Annotated in this window: 13 protein-coding genes; 6 read left to right on the forward strand and 7 right to left on the reverse strand. The window is 36.1% G+C overall.

The genetic code is table 11. The features are described 5' to 3' along the window. Window positions 1-30: 30 nt before the first annotated feature. On the forward strand, window positions 31-1212 hold the full coding sequence (locus tag Q5O24_07595) for an MFS transporter (GenBank protein WKY49164.1): 1182 nt from the start codon (window positions 31-33) through the stop codon (window positions 1210-1212). Between the two features lie 105 nt (window positions 1213-1317). Here the strand turns inward: Q5O24_07595 and Q5O24_07600 are convergent, their stop codons facing one another. Beyond that, window positions 1318-2301, reverse strand: a complete 984-nt coding sequence (locus tag Q5O24_07600; GenBank protein WKY49165.1) for a uroporphyrinogen decarboxylase family protein — start codon at window positions 2299-2301, stop codon at window positions 1318-1320. A gap of 134 nt (window positions 2302-2435) precedes the next feature. Next, on the reverse strand, window positions 2436-6515 hold the full coding sequence (locus Q5O24_07605) for a PEP/pyruvate-binding domain-containing protein (protein ID WKY49166.1): 4080 nt from the start codon (window positions 6513-6515) through the stop codon (window positions 2436-2438). Window positions 6516-6771: 256 nt separating this feature from the next. On the opposite strand from Q5O24_07605, the gene Q5O24_07610 reads away from it, so the two are divergent. The 4 genes from Q5O24_07610 to Q5O24_07625 all read left to right on the forward strand — a co-directional run bounded on the left by Q5O24_07610 (window position 6772) and on the right by Q5O24_07625 (window position 11100). After that, window positions 6772-7947, forward strand: a complete 1176-nt coding sequence (locus Q5O24_07610) for an IS110 family transposase (GenBank protein WKY49167.1) — start codon at window positions 6772-6774, stop codon at window positions 7945-7947. A 484-nt stretch (window positions 7948-8431) separates the two neighbouring features. Further along, window positions 8432-9955: an IS21 family transposase gene (gene istA, locus Q5O24_07615; protein ID WKY49168.1), complete on the forward strand. Its 1524-nt coding sequence runs from the start codon at window positions 8432-8434 to the stop codon at window positions 9953-9955. After that, entirely contained in the window at window positions 9948-10709 is a 762-nt protein-coding gene (istB, locus tag Q5O24_07620; protein ID WKY49169.1) for an IS21-like element helper ATPase IstB, read from the forward strand. The genes istA and istB overlap by 8 nt, the downstream gene beginning before the upstream one ends. 145 nt (window positions 10710-10854) lie before the next feature. Then, the gene (locus tag Q5O24_07625) at window positions 10855-11100 is read left to right on the forward strand and encodes a hypothetical protein (protein ID WKY49170.1); all 246 of its coding nucleotides are present in this window, start codon (window positions 10855-10857) and stop codon (window positions 11098-11100) included. A 72-nt stretch (window positions 11101-11172) separates the two neighbouring features. Here the strand turns inward: Q5O24_07625 and Q5O24_07630 are convergent, their stop codons facing one another. Genes Q5O24_07630 through Q5O24_07640 form a run of 3 tightly spaced genes read right to left on the reverse strand, consistent with a single transcriptional unit; the run spans window position 11173 to window position 14388 of the window. Further along, entirely contained in the window at window positions 11173-12408 is a 1236-nt protein-coding gene (locus Q5O24_07630; GenBank protein ID WKY49171.1) for an LL-diaminopimelate aminotransferase, read from the reverse strand. 29 nt (window positions 12409-12437) lie between these two features. After that, window positions 12438-13691, reverse strand: a complete 1254-nt coding sequence (locus Q5O24_07635; protein ID WKY49172.1) for a diaminopimelate decarboxylase — start codon at window positions 13689-13691, stop codon at window positions 12438-12440. Between the two features lies 1 nt (window position 13692). Then, window positions 13693-14388, reverse strand: coding sequence for a helix-turn-helix domain-containing protein (locus Q5O24_07640; protein WKY49173.1), 696 nt, complete (start codon window positions 14386-14388; stop codon window positions 13693-13695). 234 nt (window positions 14389-14622) lie between these two features. Between Q5O24_07640 and Q5O24_07645 the strand changes: the two genes are divergently transcribed. Continuing rightward, the gene (locus Q5O24_07645) at window positions 14623-15582 is read left to right on the forward strand and encodes a GIY-YIG nuclease family protein (protein WKY49174.1); all 960 of its coding nucleotides are present in this window, start codon (window positions 14623-14625) and stop codon (window positions 15580-15582) included. Window positions 15583-15725: 143 nt separating this feature from the next. Here Q5O24_07645 and Q5O24_07650 read toward each other — a convergent pair whose 3' ends face one another. Next, the gene (locus Q5O24_07650; protein ID WKY49175.1) at window positions 15726-16319 is read right to left on the reverse strand and encodes a TetR/AcrR family transcriptional regulator C-terminal domain-containing protein; all 594 of its coding nucleotides are present in this window, start codon (window positions 16317-16319) and stop codon (window positions 15726-15728) included. 86 nt (window positions 16320-16405) lie between these two features. After that, complete coding sequence (locus Q5O24_07655) at window positions 16406-18361, reverse strand: YhgE/Pip domain-containing protein (GenBank protein ID WKY49176.1); 1956 nt, start codon at window positions 18359-18361, stop codon at window positions 16406-16408. Between the last annotated feature and the right edge of the window lie 11 nt (window positions 18362-18372).

The raw sequence follows: 18372 nt of genomic DNA on the forward strand, positions 1-18372 counted from the left end.
ATTTAGTCATTATAAACCGAGGAGGAGATTTTGAAAACAAATAGTATTAAATTAGCAATCTTATCAATATCCGCACTTTGTATGATATCGATGACAGCTTCTGCAGTTTTAGCTGATATTCAAGCACATTTTTCTGGTACTGCCCCTTCATTGGTGCAGATGATTCTAACTATTCCACCATTACTTGGGGTCGTTTTTGCCTTTGCTTCTGGCCCCCTATCGATGAAAATTCCAAAGCGTAAGATAATCATTTTTGGTCTTATTTCGGGCTTTACTGGTGGAGCTTTCGCTTTTCTTTTTGGCGGATTCAGCATTTATATTTTATTATTTTCCAGTTTATTGATTGGTATCGCTCAAGGAATTAATTCGACTATGTCTATGGCATTGATAGCTGATTATTTTAAGGGTGATGAAAGTGGTGCCATGATGGGACTACAATCTGCATTTGTTAATGGTGGTGGTATGGTCTTAGCTTTTCTTGCTGGAATGCTAGCCGGTATTCAATGGAATTATTCTTATCTGGTGTATTTATTTTTTATTCCGGTTATGATTATTATCATAAAAACGCTTCCAAAGGAGGATCCTGTTCATCCGCACCATATCGATGAAATGGGGAGTGCAGGTAAACTTAATGGGACGGTGTTTTTTACGGCATTTGTTTTCTTTTTTTTCGGAGTATTTCAGTTTGTGTTTCAGGCTAATATAGCTTCTGTCGTCGTTGAGAATAGCTTTGGTAATGCGTCTACAGTGGGATTGATTAATACTGTCTTCTCAGGCGCGGGGATGCTGACAGGTATTCTTTTTGGCTTAATACAAAGAATTTTCAAAAAACAAACACTTCCCTTTGCACTACTAGTTATAGGAATTGGGATGGGATTAGTTGCTTTCGGTGGAAACCTTCCAATTTTATTTGTTGCAGCTGCATGTGGCGGCTTTGCAATTGCTTCAATTATGCCTTCTGGGACATTCATAGCGGCAAATGCAGTTACACCAAAACTTTGTGCAACAGCAATCGCAATTGTCACTGCTTCAGTTAATCTTGGTATGTTTCTTTCCCCTCTTATTATAAACCCAATCGCTAGCCAGTTTGGAACTAACAGTTTAAATGCAAAATATATGATTGCTTCAGTCGGATTATTGGTGCTTTCACTTGTGGCTTTTGTTGGTTTCAATCTACTCAATCGGATGAAAGAGTCTGTCACAAAGAATTAACTAGATATATTATTTAAAAGAATCTACGAATTTAAATGAAAAGGCAAACATTTCAAAATAGGTTTTCCTATGTTTAAAATGTTTGCCTTATTTTTACCAGTCCTTTTAAAACAATTCCTTGCTCATTTGATCAATTTCTTTATTTACTGCATCATATACTCCTGGGAATAAGGATTCTGGTCCCCCCATGACCAGGCAGGGAATGTAATAAAGTTTTCCACATTCTTTACAAGCCCGATCTACATTCAGTTTTATTTCTTCTTGGGTCCAGTTGGGTTTATCAAGTTTGCCATTATCGATATCGCCCATAAATGAAATTTTTCCACCAAATTCTTTTACTAAATCTGGCACATTATTAGTAGACATACAGCCCTGCCAGATATCCAGTCCCATCTCTATCATTGAAGGTACAAAAGTTGCTGCATAACTATCACAATGATGAACAATGACTTCAACTCCATTTTCTTTGTAATAGCCATAAATTTTTTTATATGCGGGCTCAATAAATTCAGCAAACATCTCAGGCGAAATAAACGTTGATTTTTGTGTTCCCCAATCATCATGGTGAAACAATGCATCTGGATGTAAATATTTAATTGACTCTTTAGCAAAATTAATTTCGTATTCAACTAAATAATCAATTAATTCATGTAGCGCTTCAGGTTCTTCGTAGAAAGCCATTAAAGCATTTTCCATCCCCATCAGATAATGCAGTTGTTCAAATATCCCGGTAAAATAGCAAGAAGTGACAAATTTTTCACTGCGATCAATGGCGTTAGCATGTTGAATAGCTGCTTCCCAAGCCTCTTGCGGTCTCTCTAGTGAAGGCATCTTAACCTGTTCTTTCCACTTTGTAATATCTTTCAATACAATGTGTTCTTCATCATGAACTGGGAATGGACCCGGTTGTCCCTCAAGCCATTGTATAGTAACCCCCCAACCATTTTTACCTATTGAACCGGGGCCTGCAATTCCAAAATCGAGAATCGGCGCTTCCATAATTAAATCCAGAAATTCGTACTGTTTTACAAATCTATCCGGATTACCACCATTAATTGTTTCCAGTAAGTTCTGCCTAATTGATAACATCTTAGCCTCCATGTATTGGAAATTAGAATATGCGCGCATTTATTTCATTTATAGTCTAACACGAATGAAAACGATGGTCAATTTAAATTTGTATATATTTAATATTTACGAATAGATTTTTTCATAGATAAACTTTATTCTTCGCGAATTCCAATTGAATAGATACCCCGATAAATATTACCTAGATTTCCATCAATTGAAATAGGTTCACAGGAACGGAAAACAAAGTCGTTAATTCGACACACATTATTTTGGTCATCTACGATAAGTCCACGACATTGAACAATACATACTTTGCCGATACTAACGGCTGTTACAGCTGCATGAGATGTTACCCCTCCTTTAGCTGTAATTAACCCATCACAGGAAAAGATAAGCGGAATATCGTCTGGAACGGTGTCTGGTCTGATCAATATTACTGGCCTGTTACTTTTAAATGATCTGATTCTATTTATATCATCAAGATCAAAAGCCAGATATCCGGAAAGTACTTCGTGACTCATTCCAATCCCATGCCCTACGAGTTCCATTTCTTGCGGTGATGGAATAAAGTAGCTTACGGACTCTTTTTTTCTGATTTTCTGGTTTCTTGTTTGTAGAATATATAAATCTTTGGGATTTTCAGATTCAAAAGTAAATTCAATTTCCTGGTGAACATAACCGTACTGATTAATTAAACGGTTTGCATACTCTGCTAGTTGTTTGAAAATTTCGGGGAATCGACTTTCAAGAGAAAAAGTCCCTTCTTTATAATGGTTTCTTTGTGCTTCACTAATTGGTAATGTACTTACCAGCCCTGAAACAACATCCTCTCCTTGAGAGCATAGCGAAAAATCACCATATAAATTTACACCAGGTTCATCGGAAAAGGGACTGCTGGTAAAAACTACACCTGTACCAGAATTAACCGATTGATTACCCATAACCATTTGCTGAACAATTACAGCAGTTCCCCAGTCATCTGCAATTTGCAGGTGATTGCGATAGGATTTAGCACTTTCTGAAGACCAGGATTCAAGAACGGCAGAAATTGCTTGTTTGAGTTGAATAAATGGGTCATTTTCAAATTCAATATGATAATCGGATAATACCTGTTTATACTCGAATGCAATATTTTTCATTTGTAGTGGTGTAAAATCAATTTTCAATTGGATACCATTTTTAGTTTTATTTTCTGAAATAATATCATCAAAAATATCACGATTTAAACCAAAGGCCATGCCCCAACTTTGAAGGAAACGTCGATAACAATCCCAGGCAGTCCATTCAAACCCAGACTTTTGACTAAAAGCTAAAGCTATTTCATCATTCATCCCAACATTTAAAAATGTTTTCATGGCACCTGGTAATGAAATTGAAGAACCAGAGCGAATTGAGTAGAAAATCGGATTATTTGAACAGCCAAATTTCTTACCAGTAAAGTTTTCAATTCTAGTTAAATAATATGATAGTTGTGCATTAAAATCCTCCTGAATGATAGGATGTTTATTGATAATATCTTTGTGTCTGAAAACTTCTGTTGTCAAAACAAAACCAGCAGGCACATTAAATTTATATGAAATCAGTTTTTTAAGAAAAAAAGCTTTTGCGCCAAGGAAAACAGGATTATCAATGTTATCTGTTTTCTCAGTTAATAAATCGAAAGAGATATCAGGATCATATGTCAACATACTTTTCAGGCTTTGTTCAGAATAATTTAATACTAAATGTCTTAAACTACTAATAATATCAGTTATAAAATTATCCAGGTCCTGAATCAAGAAGGCAGTTGCCAGGTTATCCCTTAAAAATCTCTCCGATTGCATATGCTTGAATCCCTTTGTTTCCGCATCTAAGTTTTCACTAATTTGAGGTATTATCACATTAAGCGGTTTTTTGAATAAATCATAAAAGTATTCTTGAATAATTTGACGAATATCATTCGCCATGAACGAAAATAAGTTAATATACTGTTCAATCGAAAAACTTGGTGAAACAAGTCCGTATTTTAACATATCTAAATGTGAATTAAATCCTTGATTGACAATCCCATCAAGTTCAAGCCCCTCCTGAAAAAGAAGCAAAATCTGATGTATATTACGGAATGTTTTCACAGTAACATATTCAGCTTTAAATGGTTGGGTAATTTTTCGCATAAGTTTAGATACAAATTTTTCTAGACGATATGTTAGTCCTAATGCGTCAAACTTTGCTTCGACGTACTCACCATACATTGAAGGGATATCTGCGGCTATATGACGTTTGTAGTAGATATTTTCATTCGCTTCACTAGCTTTTTTCTCGGTTATGACAGTTTTTAAACGATGCATAATTTGATAAATAGCTTTTATAGAGCCATAATTGTCATTATCATTAAAACATTTTTTTAACAGGTCGCGTTCTTTTACGAGATTTAAGTTATATGGATGAAGTATTTTGAAGACATCATCAGCTTCTAAAGAATATTTTTCGAGTAAATAAAAATACACATTAAATATCAGAAAAACTCGGCGATAATCCATATTTTGATCTGCTTCAAACTTGTCTGAGTTAGCAATCAAATACTCAATATTTTTAGTCAATACTTGATTGGGATTTAAGGATAATCTTAAACATATTTTTTTTATTGCATCATGGACGCCTTTATACCATACTCCATCATTATCAAGGTTTTTATAAATGTCCTTTGGTATTATACTTTTTAGTGGTTCTCTATTACCATCATACCAGTAATTAATTATTCTTTTCGTCAATTCTATATGCGTATTATTACTTTCAATATGAATTTGTTTTCTTAAAAAATGTATTAGCCGGTCCTTTCGTCGTGATAACTCATCGATTTCTGTTGTTGCATCTCTTAATTCACCTTCGGCTCCGATTTCACGAAAATAAACTGGGAATATTCTTGCCAACTGTTTAATATCTCGATAAACTGGTTCAATATTGACATTTAAGAGCTTTGTAACATCTCTTTGAAAGAGGTCAGTATCGGATATAAATATTCCTCCTAATTTTAAATTAACGATCAATGCAGCTAGCAGTTCTCGCATAACTTTTGGGTCTTGTTCAATCAGTTCCATCCATATACGAATATTTTTAACATGGTTAAAATGTCCTAAAATTTGCCAATCTTCATTTAGAACAAGCCTTCCAGGGTATACGAAGCCTAGTTTAATTAATGATTCCACAAAATAATTGATACTCAGGGAATCTTTTGTTTTAATAATTTCGGTCCCAAGGGTCTTAATACAGTCGAGAACCATATCACCATGCATTTCGATGAGTGCGTTAAATTCACAAAATAGGGTATCCAAAAATGAAAATTCATCAATCGTTTCAGGTTCGTCAAATATATTTCGTAGATTGCGATTCATATCATAGATTAGGTGATCCTTAAAGGGAATCATTCCGGGCAAGTGCAATAGATATATTAAATAATAAATGCTTTCATGATGAGATTCAAATTTATTGCTAAATCCTCTGAAATGGTTTGCTATATCATTGTAGTACCACTGAGACTTGAGCTTGGAAAAGGTGTTTGCATCACGACATTTTTGTTTAAGATGATTAAAAAAAGGCTTTCCAATTTCCCTAATTTTATTCTTATCGACATGGATAAATAAGTCCTTTTTTGTTTCAAACCATTGTTCGGCTTTGGTTGATTCTTCCCAGAAATTTATACAACGCAATAGGATATCTTTCATAATCTGAACGATTTGGTTTGAGAATTCTTGAAAGCTACTAACTTTTTCGAAACTTATGCTTAATAAACCAGAGTTTTTAAGATATATGATTTGATAATCACTTAGATTATTTTCGAAAAGAATAATTAGTTCATTAATCGCTGCTAGCGGAACTTTCTTAAAGCCCGCAAGACGATCAATAAATCGAATATGGATTTGTATCAAATGCTCAAGTTGCTGGTCATTAAGTTTTAAACTGTAAACCTGGTTTATTATTTTAACCATAAATGTGTAGGCTTGTTCAGATTCTTCCATTTTTTCATATATCCAGCTATCATCTAAACAAATAATTTGTAATGTATTAATAACATAATTTTTATCACAATAACTGTGGTTCAATTCAATGAGAAATTCATGGATACGATTGTAAATTCCAATATATTCTTTTGATAATTCTCCAAACCATTGTTGCCTTTCGGGAATAATAATATTTGTATCTCTAGTTTGGGACAGGTTAGCGCTTAATGCTTTAGATGAAAATTTTTTGTCCATAGAAATCTCCTCGTATTATATAGTAGTAGTGTTTATAGTCCCTCTCCAAGGACTGTATGCTATACTTTTTGGAGATACTGTGGATTGGTTCTCATCTCCTACCACTAGATGGTTTTCGAAAGGCTCCAACCACAGGCTCTTTGTATATTTGTTAATCAGTTAGATACCGCATGACGGTTTATTTAGAACGAGGTTACAATCGCAGGGAGTACCCGTGGGTTCCAAACAGTATTAAATTTATTCAAGGAGAACTGTTATGATTTATGCAGGAATTGATGTTGCTAAAGATAAGCATGATTGCTTTATTACTAACTCAGATGGAGAGATACTCTTTAAAGCCTTTACCATTATGAACAACCGTGATGGTTTTGATGATTTTTTTCAGAAGATTTCCTCTGTTGCAGAAGATTTAACTAAAGTAAAAGTAGGGCTGGAAGCCACAGGACATTACAGTTACAATCTTCTCGGTTATCTCGTTGATAAAGGTCTCGCCACCTATGTTATCAATCCGTTACATACCAATCTGTACAGAAAAAGTCTAAGCCTTAGACAGACGAAAACGGATAAGGTAGATGCCCGAACAATTGCTTCTATGATTATGTCTGATGTGAACTTAAAGTCCTACTCAGACACATCTTACCACAATGAAGAATTGAAGTCATTAACCCGCTATCGTTTTGATAAAGTAAAGCAACGTTCGAAACTTAAACAATCTATTTCCAGACTTGTTACAATTCTTTTCCCTGAATTGGAAAAACTTGTTCCTACTCTTCATTTAACTTCTGTTTATGCATTGCTTTCTGAATTCCCGGGTGCTAGTGCTGTTGCGTCTGCTCACCTTACGCGGCTTTCCAAACTCATTGAAACAGCCTCTAAAGGTCGATATTCCAAAGATACCGCTGTTCGTTTCAGAGAAGCCGCTAGAACTTCTATTGGCTCAAATATGCCGGCTAAATCACTGGAACTAAAACACACCATTAAGCTTATTCAGGAACTTGATTGTGAAATTGATGAAATAGAATCTGAAATCAAAATCATAATTGATGAAATAAATTCTCCCATTCTTAGCATTCCTGGAATCAGTTATCGTATGGGGGCTATGATTATTGCTGAAATCGGTGATTTTAAACGCTTTGATACTCCTGACAAAATACTTGCTTATGCTGGTCTGTCGCCATCAACTTACCAATCAGGACAACTTGATGGTGCCTATTCCCATATGGAGAAACGAGGCTCCAGATATCTTCGCTATGCATTATTTAATGCAACTAAATTTGTTTGTAACTGGGATCCAATATTTGCAGCTTATCTTGCAAAGAAACGTTCTGAAGGAAAACACTACAATGTCGCAATATCTCACGCGGCCAAAAAGCTTGTAAGAGTCATTTACCAGTTGGAAAGATCTGGGCAAACATACATTAAATCAGCTTAGATTTTTTTAATAAATATCTCTTTTTTGAGCACCTGCAAAGATGCTCTTTTTGTCATGCAGTTTTCAATGTTCAGTTAACTCATTTTCAGTTCTTAACTTATCTGAACTGCATTTCTGCAATTCATTCAAATAATGTCAATTTAGACTTGACTTTTAATAGTTAGTCTTTCATATAGAATTTTCTGTGAAAAATATTTCCATTTATGACTTATATACCCAGAAAGAGTATTAACATAAAAAATATGATAAAATATTTGAATACTACAAATAAACTCGTTATAATGAGATTATCAGTATAACTGAAATTTTGAAAAGGACGAGACTGTTTAGTGTAAGCTATAAATACAGAAAGTTGCAAAAGCAAAATCCAGAGTATTGCAAGCTGCAAAATCCAGAATAATGCAAAAATCCATTGCGGGCAAAACTCAAATCAAATATCCTTGTATCTGACCAAAGAACAAGGAGGAAATGGAGAATGCTCACAATGGATCAAATACATGATATCAGATTTCGGTTTTATGAGAAAGGGGAAAATATTTCACAAATCGCTGAAGCACTGCACATGGACTGGCGGACTGTCCGCAAATATATTGATCAGACGGATTTCAACGAACCGGCACCCAGGCCGGCAGTTGAAAAAAAATTCTGTCCCAAGTTAGAACCTTATAAAGCGATCATCGATGAATGGCTGCTCAATGACAAATCTGCTCCCAGAAAACAGCGTCATACCGCCAAACGGGTGTTTGAACGTCTGCAGAAAGAAACACCCGGTTTTGACTGTTCCTATCGGACCGTTGCCAGTTATTATGCAGAAAAACACAAAGAAATTTTTAAACAGAACCCAAAAGCATTTCTGCCACTGGTACATCAACCAGGCGAAGCGCAGGTCGATTTTGGCACTGCTGAATTTTATGAAAATGGCCGCAAGCTGACCGGAAAATACCTGGAGGTCTCTTTTCCGTACAGCAACAAAGGTTATCTTCAGCTGTTCTACGGCGAAAACATGGAATGCCTGCTGGAAGGACTTGATGCCATCTTTCGGCATATCGGGTGTGTTCCGGCTGAACTCTGGTTTGACAACACAAAAGTTATTGTTACGGACATTATCCGTGGCGGTGGGCGTAAACTCACCGAAAAATTCGAGCGTTTCCGGGAACATTACGGTTTCAAGGCAGTCTTCATGAATCCAAACGAAGGCCATGAAAAAGGCAATGTTGAGAACAAGGTCGGCTATCAGCGCCGTAACTTTCTGGTGCCGGTTCCGCACTTTCTGTCACTGCCGGATTATAATCGTGGTTTGTTTAATCAATGCGAGGAGGATGCACAGCGGGATCATTACCGGTACGATGAGACGATTGAATCGCGTTTTCAGGCTGATCTGAAGGCATCGCGCGAATTGCCGTCTGTTCCTTTTAATCTTAATGGGCATAAGACCCTGAAAGCCGACAAATGGGCAAAGGTTTATCTGAATAAAGGCAGGCATGCCTATTCAGTGGCCCCTAAATATGCCCAGTGTTCGGTTCATCTGGTACTGACGTCAGCTGCTGTTATCATTCAGGATGAAAACTTTAGAGAAATCGTCCGCCATCGACGATTATACGGTGACAGCAAACAGGAACAGATGGACTGGCTGCCCTATCTGAAGCAGTTATCTCAGCGACCACGAGCGGTCAAATATTCGGGAATTTATGAAATGATGCCCGAAACCATGCGGTCTTTTTTGGCCTCCTGCTCAGACAGTGAAACCGCTCAGGTCATCAGACTGCTTTCAGAACTGACCAATCGATCCGGTTTTGAGAGCGCTCTGAATACAGTCGATCATGCCATTGCCTGTCAGGTAAAGGATGCTGACAGTCTTGCAAGTCTCTACCGGAGGCTGTATGCCGATGTTCCTGAACTTCCGGCCATGAATCTGCAGCCCGGAATTCCTCAAATGCAGCCGCTGATGCCGAATCTGGATGCTTATGACCGGCTACTTAATCAGAAGGAGGTTAGCCCCCATGCTTGACAATGAAATCTCTGAATGCTGCCGGAAACTGCGTCTCAGCCGGAACCTGGCCGAATTGGCTCAGACTGCCGAAGGTGACAGTCATCAGGAATATCTGTACCGGATTCTCAGCGAGGAACTCCAGTATCGGGAGATCTCCCGGACTGAAAAGCTGGTCAACAGTGCCGGATTCTACAGCCGTCAGACTTTTGAAGGCTACCGCTTTGACGAAATCACGCTGCCTGCGGATCTGACCCCTGAAAGCCTGAAATCACTTGCTTTTATTAATGACCACAAAAATATCATCATGTACGGCGGTACCGGAACCGGTAAAACCATGTTGTCAACCGCCCTTGGTGTGGCAGCCTGCCTTCAGGGTATACCAGTTAAATTTTTTCGAACAGCGGCACTGGTCAATAAGCTTTCTGAAGCAAAAGCAGCCGGAACATTGACTGCTTTTCTTAAAAAACTGAATAAAGCTGAGTTGCTTATTCTCGATGAATATGGCTATGTGCCGCTGGATCGGACGGGCTCCCAGCTGCTGTTTGAGATTATCTCCGACTGTTATCAGAACAGAAGTATTATTCTTAATACCAATCTGGAATTTTCCCGATGGGTCAATGTCCTTTATGATGAACAGATGACGGCTGCCATGCTGGATCGGTTGCTGCATCACTGTCATCTGATTTTATTCCCGGGTCCCAGTAACCGGATGCGAGAATCCAGCATTAATGACTTATATCGATCGATTTCGGAGAATCAGCCGAAAAACTGACAAACATTGCCTGCAATGCGGTAATTTCTGCTGAAATTGCTTTGTATTTCAGTTTGCAAAACTATGGATTTTCCAGAATGCAACATTCTGTATTTTTCACTTGCAACTTTCTGCAAAAAGAACTTGCAAAAAACAGACGAGACATATGAAAAGTGAAGAATTAATTAAAATTTTTAATGAAGTTCAGGAAAGACATGAAGAAGTACTCAGTGAAAATTATTACCTGGAGCGTTTAGAACCCTATGCGAATGAAGAAGGCTATATTGATTATCACAAACTGGCCATGTTTGCCCATAACGAAGCACTTTCGTCCGCAAAAGGATTTATGTTTGATATTCTTTTTGAACTTTTGGTTGATGATAAGGAAGATAACGAAAATATAAGCGATTAAGAGAGTCGCTTTAATCCCAGTATATTATAATAAAAGGCTTCAGCTGTTTTCAAGCTGAAGCCTTTATTATCCCTATATTTTAAACTTTTTTGCGAATCTTTCGATTGCTTCTTCAGTATTTTCTTTTGTACCAAATGCTGTGAGTCTAAAGTAGCCCTCGCCACTTGGACCAAAACCAGCACCCGGAGTTCCGACAATGTTAACTTCATTTAGTAACTTATCGAAGAATGCCCAAGAATCCAGACCTTCTGGTGTCTTAAGCCAGATATAAGGAGCATTGATTCCACCAAACACCTCAATACCTGTACTTGCAACCCCTTCACGTATGAGTTTGGCATTAGACATATAATAGTCTACAAGTGTTTTAATTTGTGACTGACCTGCTGGTGTATATACTGCTTCAGCTCCCTTTTGAATAATATACGGCGTCCCGTTGAATTTTGTACATTGTCTTCTGTTCCATAAACCATTTAGAGAAATGGCTTCACCTGCAGCTGTAAAGCCCATACATTCTTTAGGAACAACTGTATATGAGCATCGAGTTCCTGTAAAACCGGCGTTTTTAGAAAAACTTCTAAATTCGATGGCTACTTCCTTTGCACCTTCTATTTCGTAAATTGAGTGTGGAACTTCGGCTTCAGTTATGTACGCTTCATACGCAGCGTCGTAGAGGATGATTGCCTGATTTTCTTTTGCATAATCAACCCATTTCTTTAGTTCTTCCTTAGAAATTGTTGTCCCTGTAGGATTGTTTGGGAAACAAAGATAAATCAGATCAACCTTTTCAGTTGGCAATTCAGGAATAAATCCATTTTCAGCGGTACAGGGAATATATACCATGTCTGACCACATACCATCAGTTCCTAAATTACCACTTCGCCCTGCCATAACATTACTATCAACATAAACTGGATAGACTGGATCGGTAATGGCAATCGTATTATCAATACCAAAAATCTCTTGTATATTAGCAGTATCGCTTTTTGATCCATCACTGACAAAGACTTCGTCAACAGATAGATTAACCCCAAAAGGTGCAAAATCGAATTCAATGATTTTTTCGATTAAAAAATCATATCCCTGTTCTGGTCCATACCCTCTAAAGGTACTTGCATCAGCCATTTCGTCAACTGCCGCATGAAGTTCTTTGATAACTGCTTCCGGTAGAGGCTTTGTGACATCACCTATACCCAAGCGAATAATATTCGCATCTGGATTTTCATCTTTAAAAACATTGACTCGTCTGGCAATTTCAGAGAATAAATAACTGCCGGGTAATTTTAAATAATTTTCATTAATATGTGCCATTTTTCTTTCCTTTCAAATTTAAATAATTGCTATTTTTCCCATTTGGAAAAATCAAGGGTACCAAAATAATCGGCTGGTGTTTCTGCCCGTCTGATTAATTCTGTACTTCCATCTTCTTTTAACAGTACTTCAGCAGAGCGCAGTTTACCATTGTAATTATAGCCCATTGCAAAACCATGAGCGCCTGTATCATGAAGAACGACTAAATCGCCAATTTCTATTTCTGGAAGTTCTCGATCGATAGCAAATTTATCATTATTTTCACATAAGCCACCCGTTACATCATAAATGTGATCTAAAGGAGCACCCTCTTTACCCATTACTGTTATGTGATGGTATGCGCCATACATTGCGGGACGCATCAAGTTGGCAGCACAGGCATCTAAACCAATATATTCTTTGTGTATATGTTTTTCATGAAGTACTCTGGCTACAAGATGTCCAAACGGTGCTAACACGTAACGGCCCAACTCAGTATAGATGTTAATATCATCCATTCCTTCTGGAACTAAAACATCTTCAAATGCTTTTTTCACACCTTCGCCAACTTCGAAAATATTGGTGGCTTCCTGTTCTGGTCGATATGGAATTCCAACCCCGCCAGATAAATTAATGAATGAGAAGTGTGCATCTGTTTCTTTTTTTAACTCTACGGCAGTTTCAAAAAGAATTCTAGCAAGTGCAGGATAATATTCATTAGCAATTGTGTTACTAGCTAAAAAAGCGTGGATTCCAAAATGTTTAACGCCTTTCCCCATCAGAATTTTTACAGCTTCAGACATCTGTTCTCGAGTCAGACCATATTTTGCATCTTGAGGGGTATCCATAATCGCATTATCAATAACGAAGTTACCACCAGGATTAAATCGCAAACTAATTGTTTCAGGTAGTCCCGCAATTTCTTCCAGATAATCAATATGGGTAATATCATCAAGAGTAATGAGTGCATTTAATTTTCGTGCTAAAGCAAAATCTTCACGCGGTGTTACATTGGAGGTAAACATAATATCCTCACCTGTAAAACCGACAGTATCCGATAGCATCAACTCCGTTAATGATGAGCAGTCAACTCCGCATCCCTCTTCTTTTAATATATCAAGTATTGTAGGGTTTGGAGTCGCTTTAACAGCGAAATACTCTTTATAACCAGGATTCCAAGAAAACGCTTTTTGAAGATTTCTTACATTCTCCCGAATACCTTTTTCATCATATAGATGAAAAGGGGTTGGATATTCACTAACGATAGTTTCAAGTTGTTCTTTTGTCACAAACGGTTTTTTCATATTAATTCCCTTTCATTATCTCAATTAATTTTATTTCATTTTTCATTGAATCTTTAAATAAATCTATAAGGTTTTTCTTTCTTGAGTAGAGACAGGTAGACTGATCTCCATAATTAAGATCACCTGTTAAAACATTGGTTGAATCAACAATTAACCTGATTTGATTTAAGGGCTCTTCAGCATGATAAATTATGGCGCCCTCTATTTTTATGTTTTTGCTGGTAATCAATACGACTTTGATTTTTCGAACTATCGATGTTTCAAGCTCAGGAAGTAAGATTTCAAGGATCGAATCAGACACTGATAGATATACTCGTTCCTTAGCATTCAATATCATGTTTCGAAGCTTATCCAGAATATTATTTTCCCCTTTTATGGTTATATAACCATCTGTAGTATCAATTTTATCTGGAGCATTACTGATCAAATCATCTTCAATTTTTTGAAGCCGCTTAATCTTATTTTCACAAAAATCTTTAACCGCAACAGGACAATACCTGATTGCTGTTTCTTCAATTGTATATGCGCCACCTTTTTCAACTAGTGATGCAAGTGAAGAATAAGTGTTTGAACGGGCAATCCCTGTAATCTTAGCTGTCTCATATCCATTGAGGGGACCATTTGTTAATAAAGCCAGATATATGGATGCTTCATGACGGGTTAAGCCAAACTGCATCAATTGTTCAATAATATCCATTTTATCAGTCCTCTCTATATTAAACAGACAATCAAGTAGTATTTCTCTTCAGAACTACTATAGCTGATTTAAGATAGTTTGTCAAGTATATCAAACATATTTTTTATTTTCATTAATAACTAAGAATTATTCTAGGCCTCAAGAAATGTTTCAGAATTTGATGGTTAAATTGAGTATACATTAGTTATCAATACTTTTATTAAACATTATCATAATCAGTTTTAGGAGATTAATATGTCTGAACTTAATAACAAATTAAAAACAGTACCACATCGAGCTGGTATTTATCAGATGTATAATAAGAGTGGTCAGATTTTATATGTCGGTAAGAGCATGGATTTGAATAAACGAGTCAGGACTTATTTTAATAAATCCAAGAAATCATATAAGATTGAACAAATGATGGGATTGGTAACAGACTTTTCTTTTACAATGACAGATACCCATCTTGAAGCACGTTTGCTGGAATGCGAAATGATCAAATCACTTAAACCACACTTCAATACTCAAATGAAGAATGATAGCCGTTATACATATTTAAAAATAACTGATAACCCAAGACAACAACCTCTGACTATTATGGATGAATATAGTGAAAATACCTATGGACCATTTCGAAGCCGAAACCAGGTAAATAATTTCATAACAAATTTTTCACACTTATTCCCCATTATATATAAATCTGGTCAGTTTGAATTAGATTATCAGATATTACCAAAAGGATTAAACGTTTCAGAGTTTTTCGAGAATCGTGATAATCTGATTTCGATATTTTCTTCTTCTTTTGAAATGAATCAATTGATATCAATTATTAAAGAAAAAATGATGCTAACAGCTGAAAAACACCAGTTTGAACAGGCGGCAGTTTATCGTGATATTTTTAAAAGACTAGAAACAATCAGTAGAATTCTTTTTAAGATACCCAAGCTTTTAGCAGAAGAATTTATTCTGTGCATACCTGTTAACGGCGGTTCCAAGCTTTTTTTTATTCGGGATGGAATTATAATAAGTAAATCTAAGCTGCTTGTAAAATCAAAACAGGATGTTTGTGAATTTTTTGAGCAAAACACATCTAAAGAATTTACAAACCAATGGAGTGATAAGGCAAACCTAGACTTTTTAGAGATTCTACTTAGCGAAATACAAACTTATCCAGAAGAATGGATTTATTCTAGAAGCAAACTTTTCTCATGATTTAAAAACGACACAAATTCATAACGCAATTTTATAACATGAACTTTGATTTTTAGATTAAAAAAAGAGCAGGAAGGCCTGCTCTAAAAAATTAATTAGTTTAGCAATTTGAACTTTAACGTCTAATCTGTCGTAATTACCAACTATCTATCTAGTTGAAAAAAGCTCGAAGCAGCATATAATTTAGAACCACTGATAATTTCCCTAATACTCTCTGTAATTTCTGCAGGACTTTGGCGCATACCATTTTTAGCCCAGGAAACTATCATTCCAACCACTCCGTAAGAAAGAAATTCAGCAATGAACTGCTTCTTTTGATCATCTATTTTTAACTGATTTTTATCAACAGTAGTTGAAATTTGGCCAATAGAATCAATCATCGCAACAAAAATTTCAGTAGTTACAGAGAATAAATAATTTTGAAACTCAGAACCTTCAGTATTTTTTAAAGTCTTTTGGTAAAACAAATGATCGTTTTTCATAATTGATAATAAATCAAATACTTTATGATCCCAGTTTTCAATGGTTAAACCTTCTTTTATAACAAGAATTCCTTCATGATATACGATCCAGTTAATTAAGTCATATTTATCCTGAAAATGATAATAAAAAGTTTGACGATTTAAACCGCAATGAGCTGTAATTTCTGAAATAGTAATCTTCTCAGGGGTTTTGCTTTTAAGTAAAAATTTAAAAGCTTCAGCAATTGCAATTTTGGTTATTGAAGAATCTGACATGATGCACCTCGGATATAATACAAATATTATATCATTTATCATATCAAAGTAAAACCTGTAAACGGATTCTAGTTATAGTTAGTTAATTAGACATTGATAGAATACGCTCTTTTTTCTTTTAATCGTTTCTTTAGAAATGACAGTATTAGGGTGGCGGTAAAAAATACTAACAAAAATATTAGCAAAATTCCAAAAGAACGCCAAAAATCATTACTAATCTGACCAGTAATTGTGTCTTTAAAGACGATAACGGAATAGGTCATTGGCATATAAGGATATAATATCTGGAAAAATTTTGGTACCGTTTCAATCGGAAAGGTTCCTCCGCATGAGGTGAGCTGAAGAATCAATAATGCCAGAGACACAAATTTGCCAATATCACCCATATGGACTATACAAAACTGAACAATGGATAGGAACACCATTGATACCAGACAGATTGAAATAAAATATAAGCCGTTATGTTCAATTTCAAGACCCAAGGCGTATTTTATAATTAAACCTAAAAGAATGGCCTGACAGAAACCAAGAAATAAATAGATAAAGCTACGGAGTGTCTTTTGAGAAGACTCTCTGGACAATATTCTAAATTTTTGATCAGCGTCAAAATAGATTCCAAAGAAAATAATCAGTGCGCCTACCCACAATGATAAAGACATAAAATACGGGGAAAAATAGGTTCCGTAATTATCTATTGGTTCGATAATGTCATCTTCAATACTCACTGGTTCGCTTACAAATTCATTGATACCTTCCAGTTTCGGCAATTCTGCATTCGCATTGTTTATAGCAGTTTGCACTCCATTTTGAGCTTCGGTTATACCAGCATTCAGTTGTGTTTGTCCGTCTGTAAGCTCATCCACACCTGCAGATAATGTACTAGCTCCTGTAGCTAGTGTATCAGCACCTTTAGATAGTTGGGAAGCACCATTAGAAATATCACCTGCCGCAGTAGCCAATTGTTCAGATGCTGATTTTACTTCAATCATGCCACTATTTAAATTTTCTGTTCCTGCCGCAAGTAATGATGCACCTTCTGCTATAGCTTGTGAAACCTGTGTTAGCTGTTGACCTGCGGTTTCTAGCTGTGCAAGACTAGAAATATTATCTTCAGAAGAAAGATTTGCGATAAACGCTGCAAATTGCGGATCATTCATTAACTCAGGGTGACTATATACAAACGATTCTATAAATGATGAGGTTGAACCTACATTAGTTATTAGCTGTTCTACACCTGCACTATACGTTTCAATCGCTGAGTTTAATTGCAAACTACCGTCAGACAAGTTTTGAGCACCATTATTAATTTGGCTTGAACCATTTTCAAGAGTTGATAAACCATCATTAAAAAGCGCAAATTGGGTGCTGAATTCTTCAGTTCCGGCTTCTAATTCATTTGTTCCTGTTGCCAGTTTATAAGCCCCCGATTCTAGCGACTGGCTTCCGGATGCTATGCTCTCAGTACCAGTGACAAGTTGACTGGAACCATCTGAAAGATCTTGTAGACCATCATCGAGTGTATTTAACTGGTCTGGAACTTCTTCAATTTCTGCGGTTAGGTTGTCAACTATCTCTGCTGAAATGCTTTCTCTTAGACTTGATTCCATTTCCAGCTCTGCTCGACTTAGAATCTGACTTGCAAGATAATTTTTCTTTTCATTTGACGAAAATATGATATTTGCTGTCTGCTTATTAATATCTCCTGCTGAAGCGATGTCTGCTGTAAACTCTTGTGGTACTAAAATCAAAGCATAATATTCAGAATTTTCTGTTCCAAATCGTCCATCTTTTTCATTAGTTATCACATAATCAAATGAGTTGTCTTCAGATAATTCATCGATGAATTCTTCCCCCAAATTTCTTTGCGTTCCATTTATAATAGCGCCTTGATCTAAATTAACAACTGCTATTGGTAGGGTATCTAGTCTGGAATATGGATCCCAGAAAGCACAAAGATAAAAAAAACTATACATTAGTGGAATAATAATTACGCCAATAATAACAATCAATGGCAGAATCTTTTTTTTGCTTATTTTTTTCATTTGAACTCCTT

The organism is Eubacteriaceae bacterium ES3 (genome assembly GCA_030586155.1).
Taxonomy (GTDB): domain Bacteria; phylum Bacillota; class Clostridia; order Eubacteriales; family Eubacteriaceae; genus Acetobacterium.

Excerpts from the sequence above, each read along its gene's own strand:
- Q5O24_07635 (WKY49172.1), bottom strand. The coding sequence starts at position 13,691 with ATGAAAAAACCGTTTGTGACAAAAGAACAACTTGAAACTATCGTTAGT.
- Q5O24_07650 (WKY49175.1), bottom strand. The coding sequence starts at position 16,319 with ATGTCAGATTCTTCAATAACCAAAATTGCAATTGCTGAAGCTTTTAAA.
- Q5O24_07640 (WKY49173.1), bottom strand. The coding sequence starts at position 14,388 with ATGGATATTATTGAACAATTGATGCAGTTTGGCTTAACCCGTCATGAA.
- istB (WKY49169.1), top strand. The coding sequence starts at position 9,948 with ATGCTTGACAATGAAATCTCTGAATGCTGCCGGAAACTGCGTCTCAGC.
- Q5O24_07610 (WKY49167.1), top strand. The coding sequence starts at position 6,772 with ATGATTTATGCAGGAATTGATGTTGCTAAAGATAAGCATGATTGCTTT.
- Q5O24_07645 (WKY49174.1), top strand. The coding sequence starts at position 14,623 with ATGTCTGAACTTAATAACAAATTAAAAACAGTACCACATCGAGCTGGT.
- istA (WKY49168.1), top strand. The coding sequence starts at position 8,432 with ATGGATCAAATACATGATATCAGATTTCGGTTTTATGAGAAAGGGGAA.
- Q5O24_07605 (WKY49166.1), bottom strand. The coding sequence starts at position 6,515 with ATGGACAAAAAATTTTCATCTAAAGCATTAAGCGCTAACCTGTCCCAA.
- Q5O24_07655 (WKY49176.1), bottom strand. The coding sequence starts at position 18,361 with ATGAAAAAAATAAGCAAAAAAAAGATTCTGCCATTGATTGTTATTATT.
- Q5O24_07600 (WKY49165.1), bottom strand. The coding sequence starts at position 2,301 with ATGTTATCAATTAGGCAGAACTTACTGGAAACAATTAATGGTGGTAAT.
- Q5O24_07630 (WKY49171.1), bottom strand. The coding sequence starts at position 12,408 with ATGGCACATATTAATGAAAATTATTTAAAATTACCCGGCAGTTATTTA.
- Q5O24_07625 (WKY49170.1), top strand. The coding sequence starts at position 10,855 with ATGAAAAGTGAAGAATTAATTAAAATTTTTAATGAAGTTCAGGAAAGA.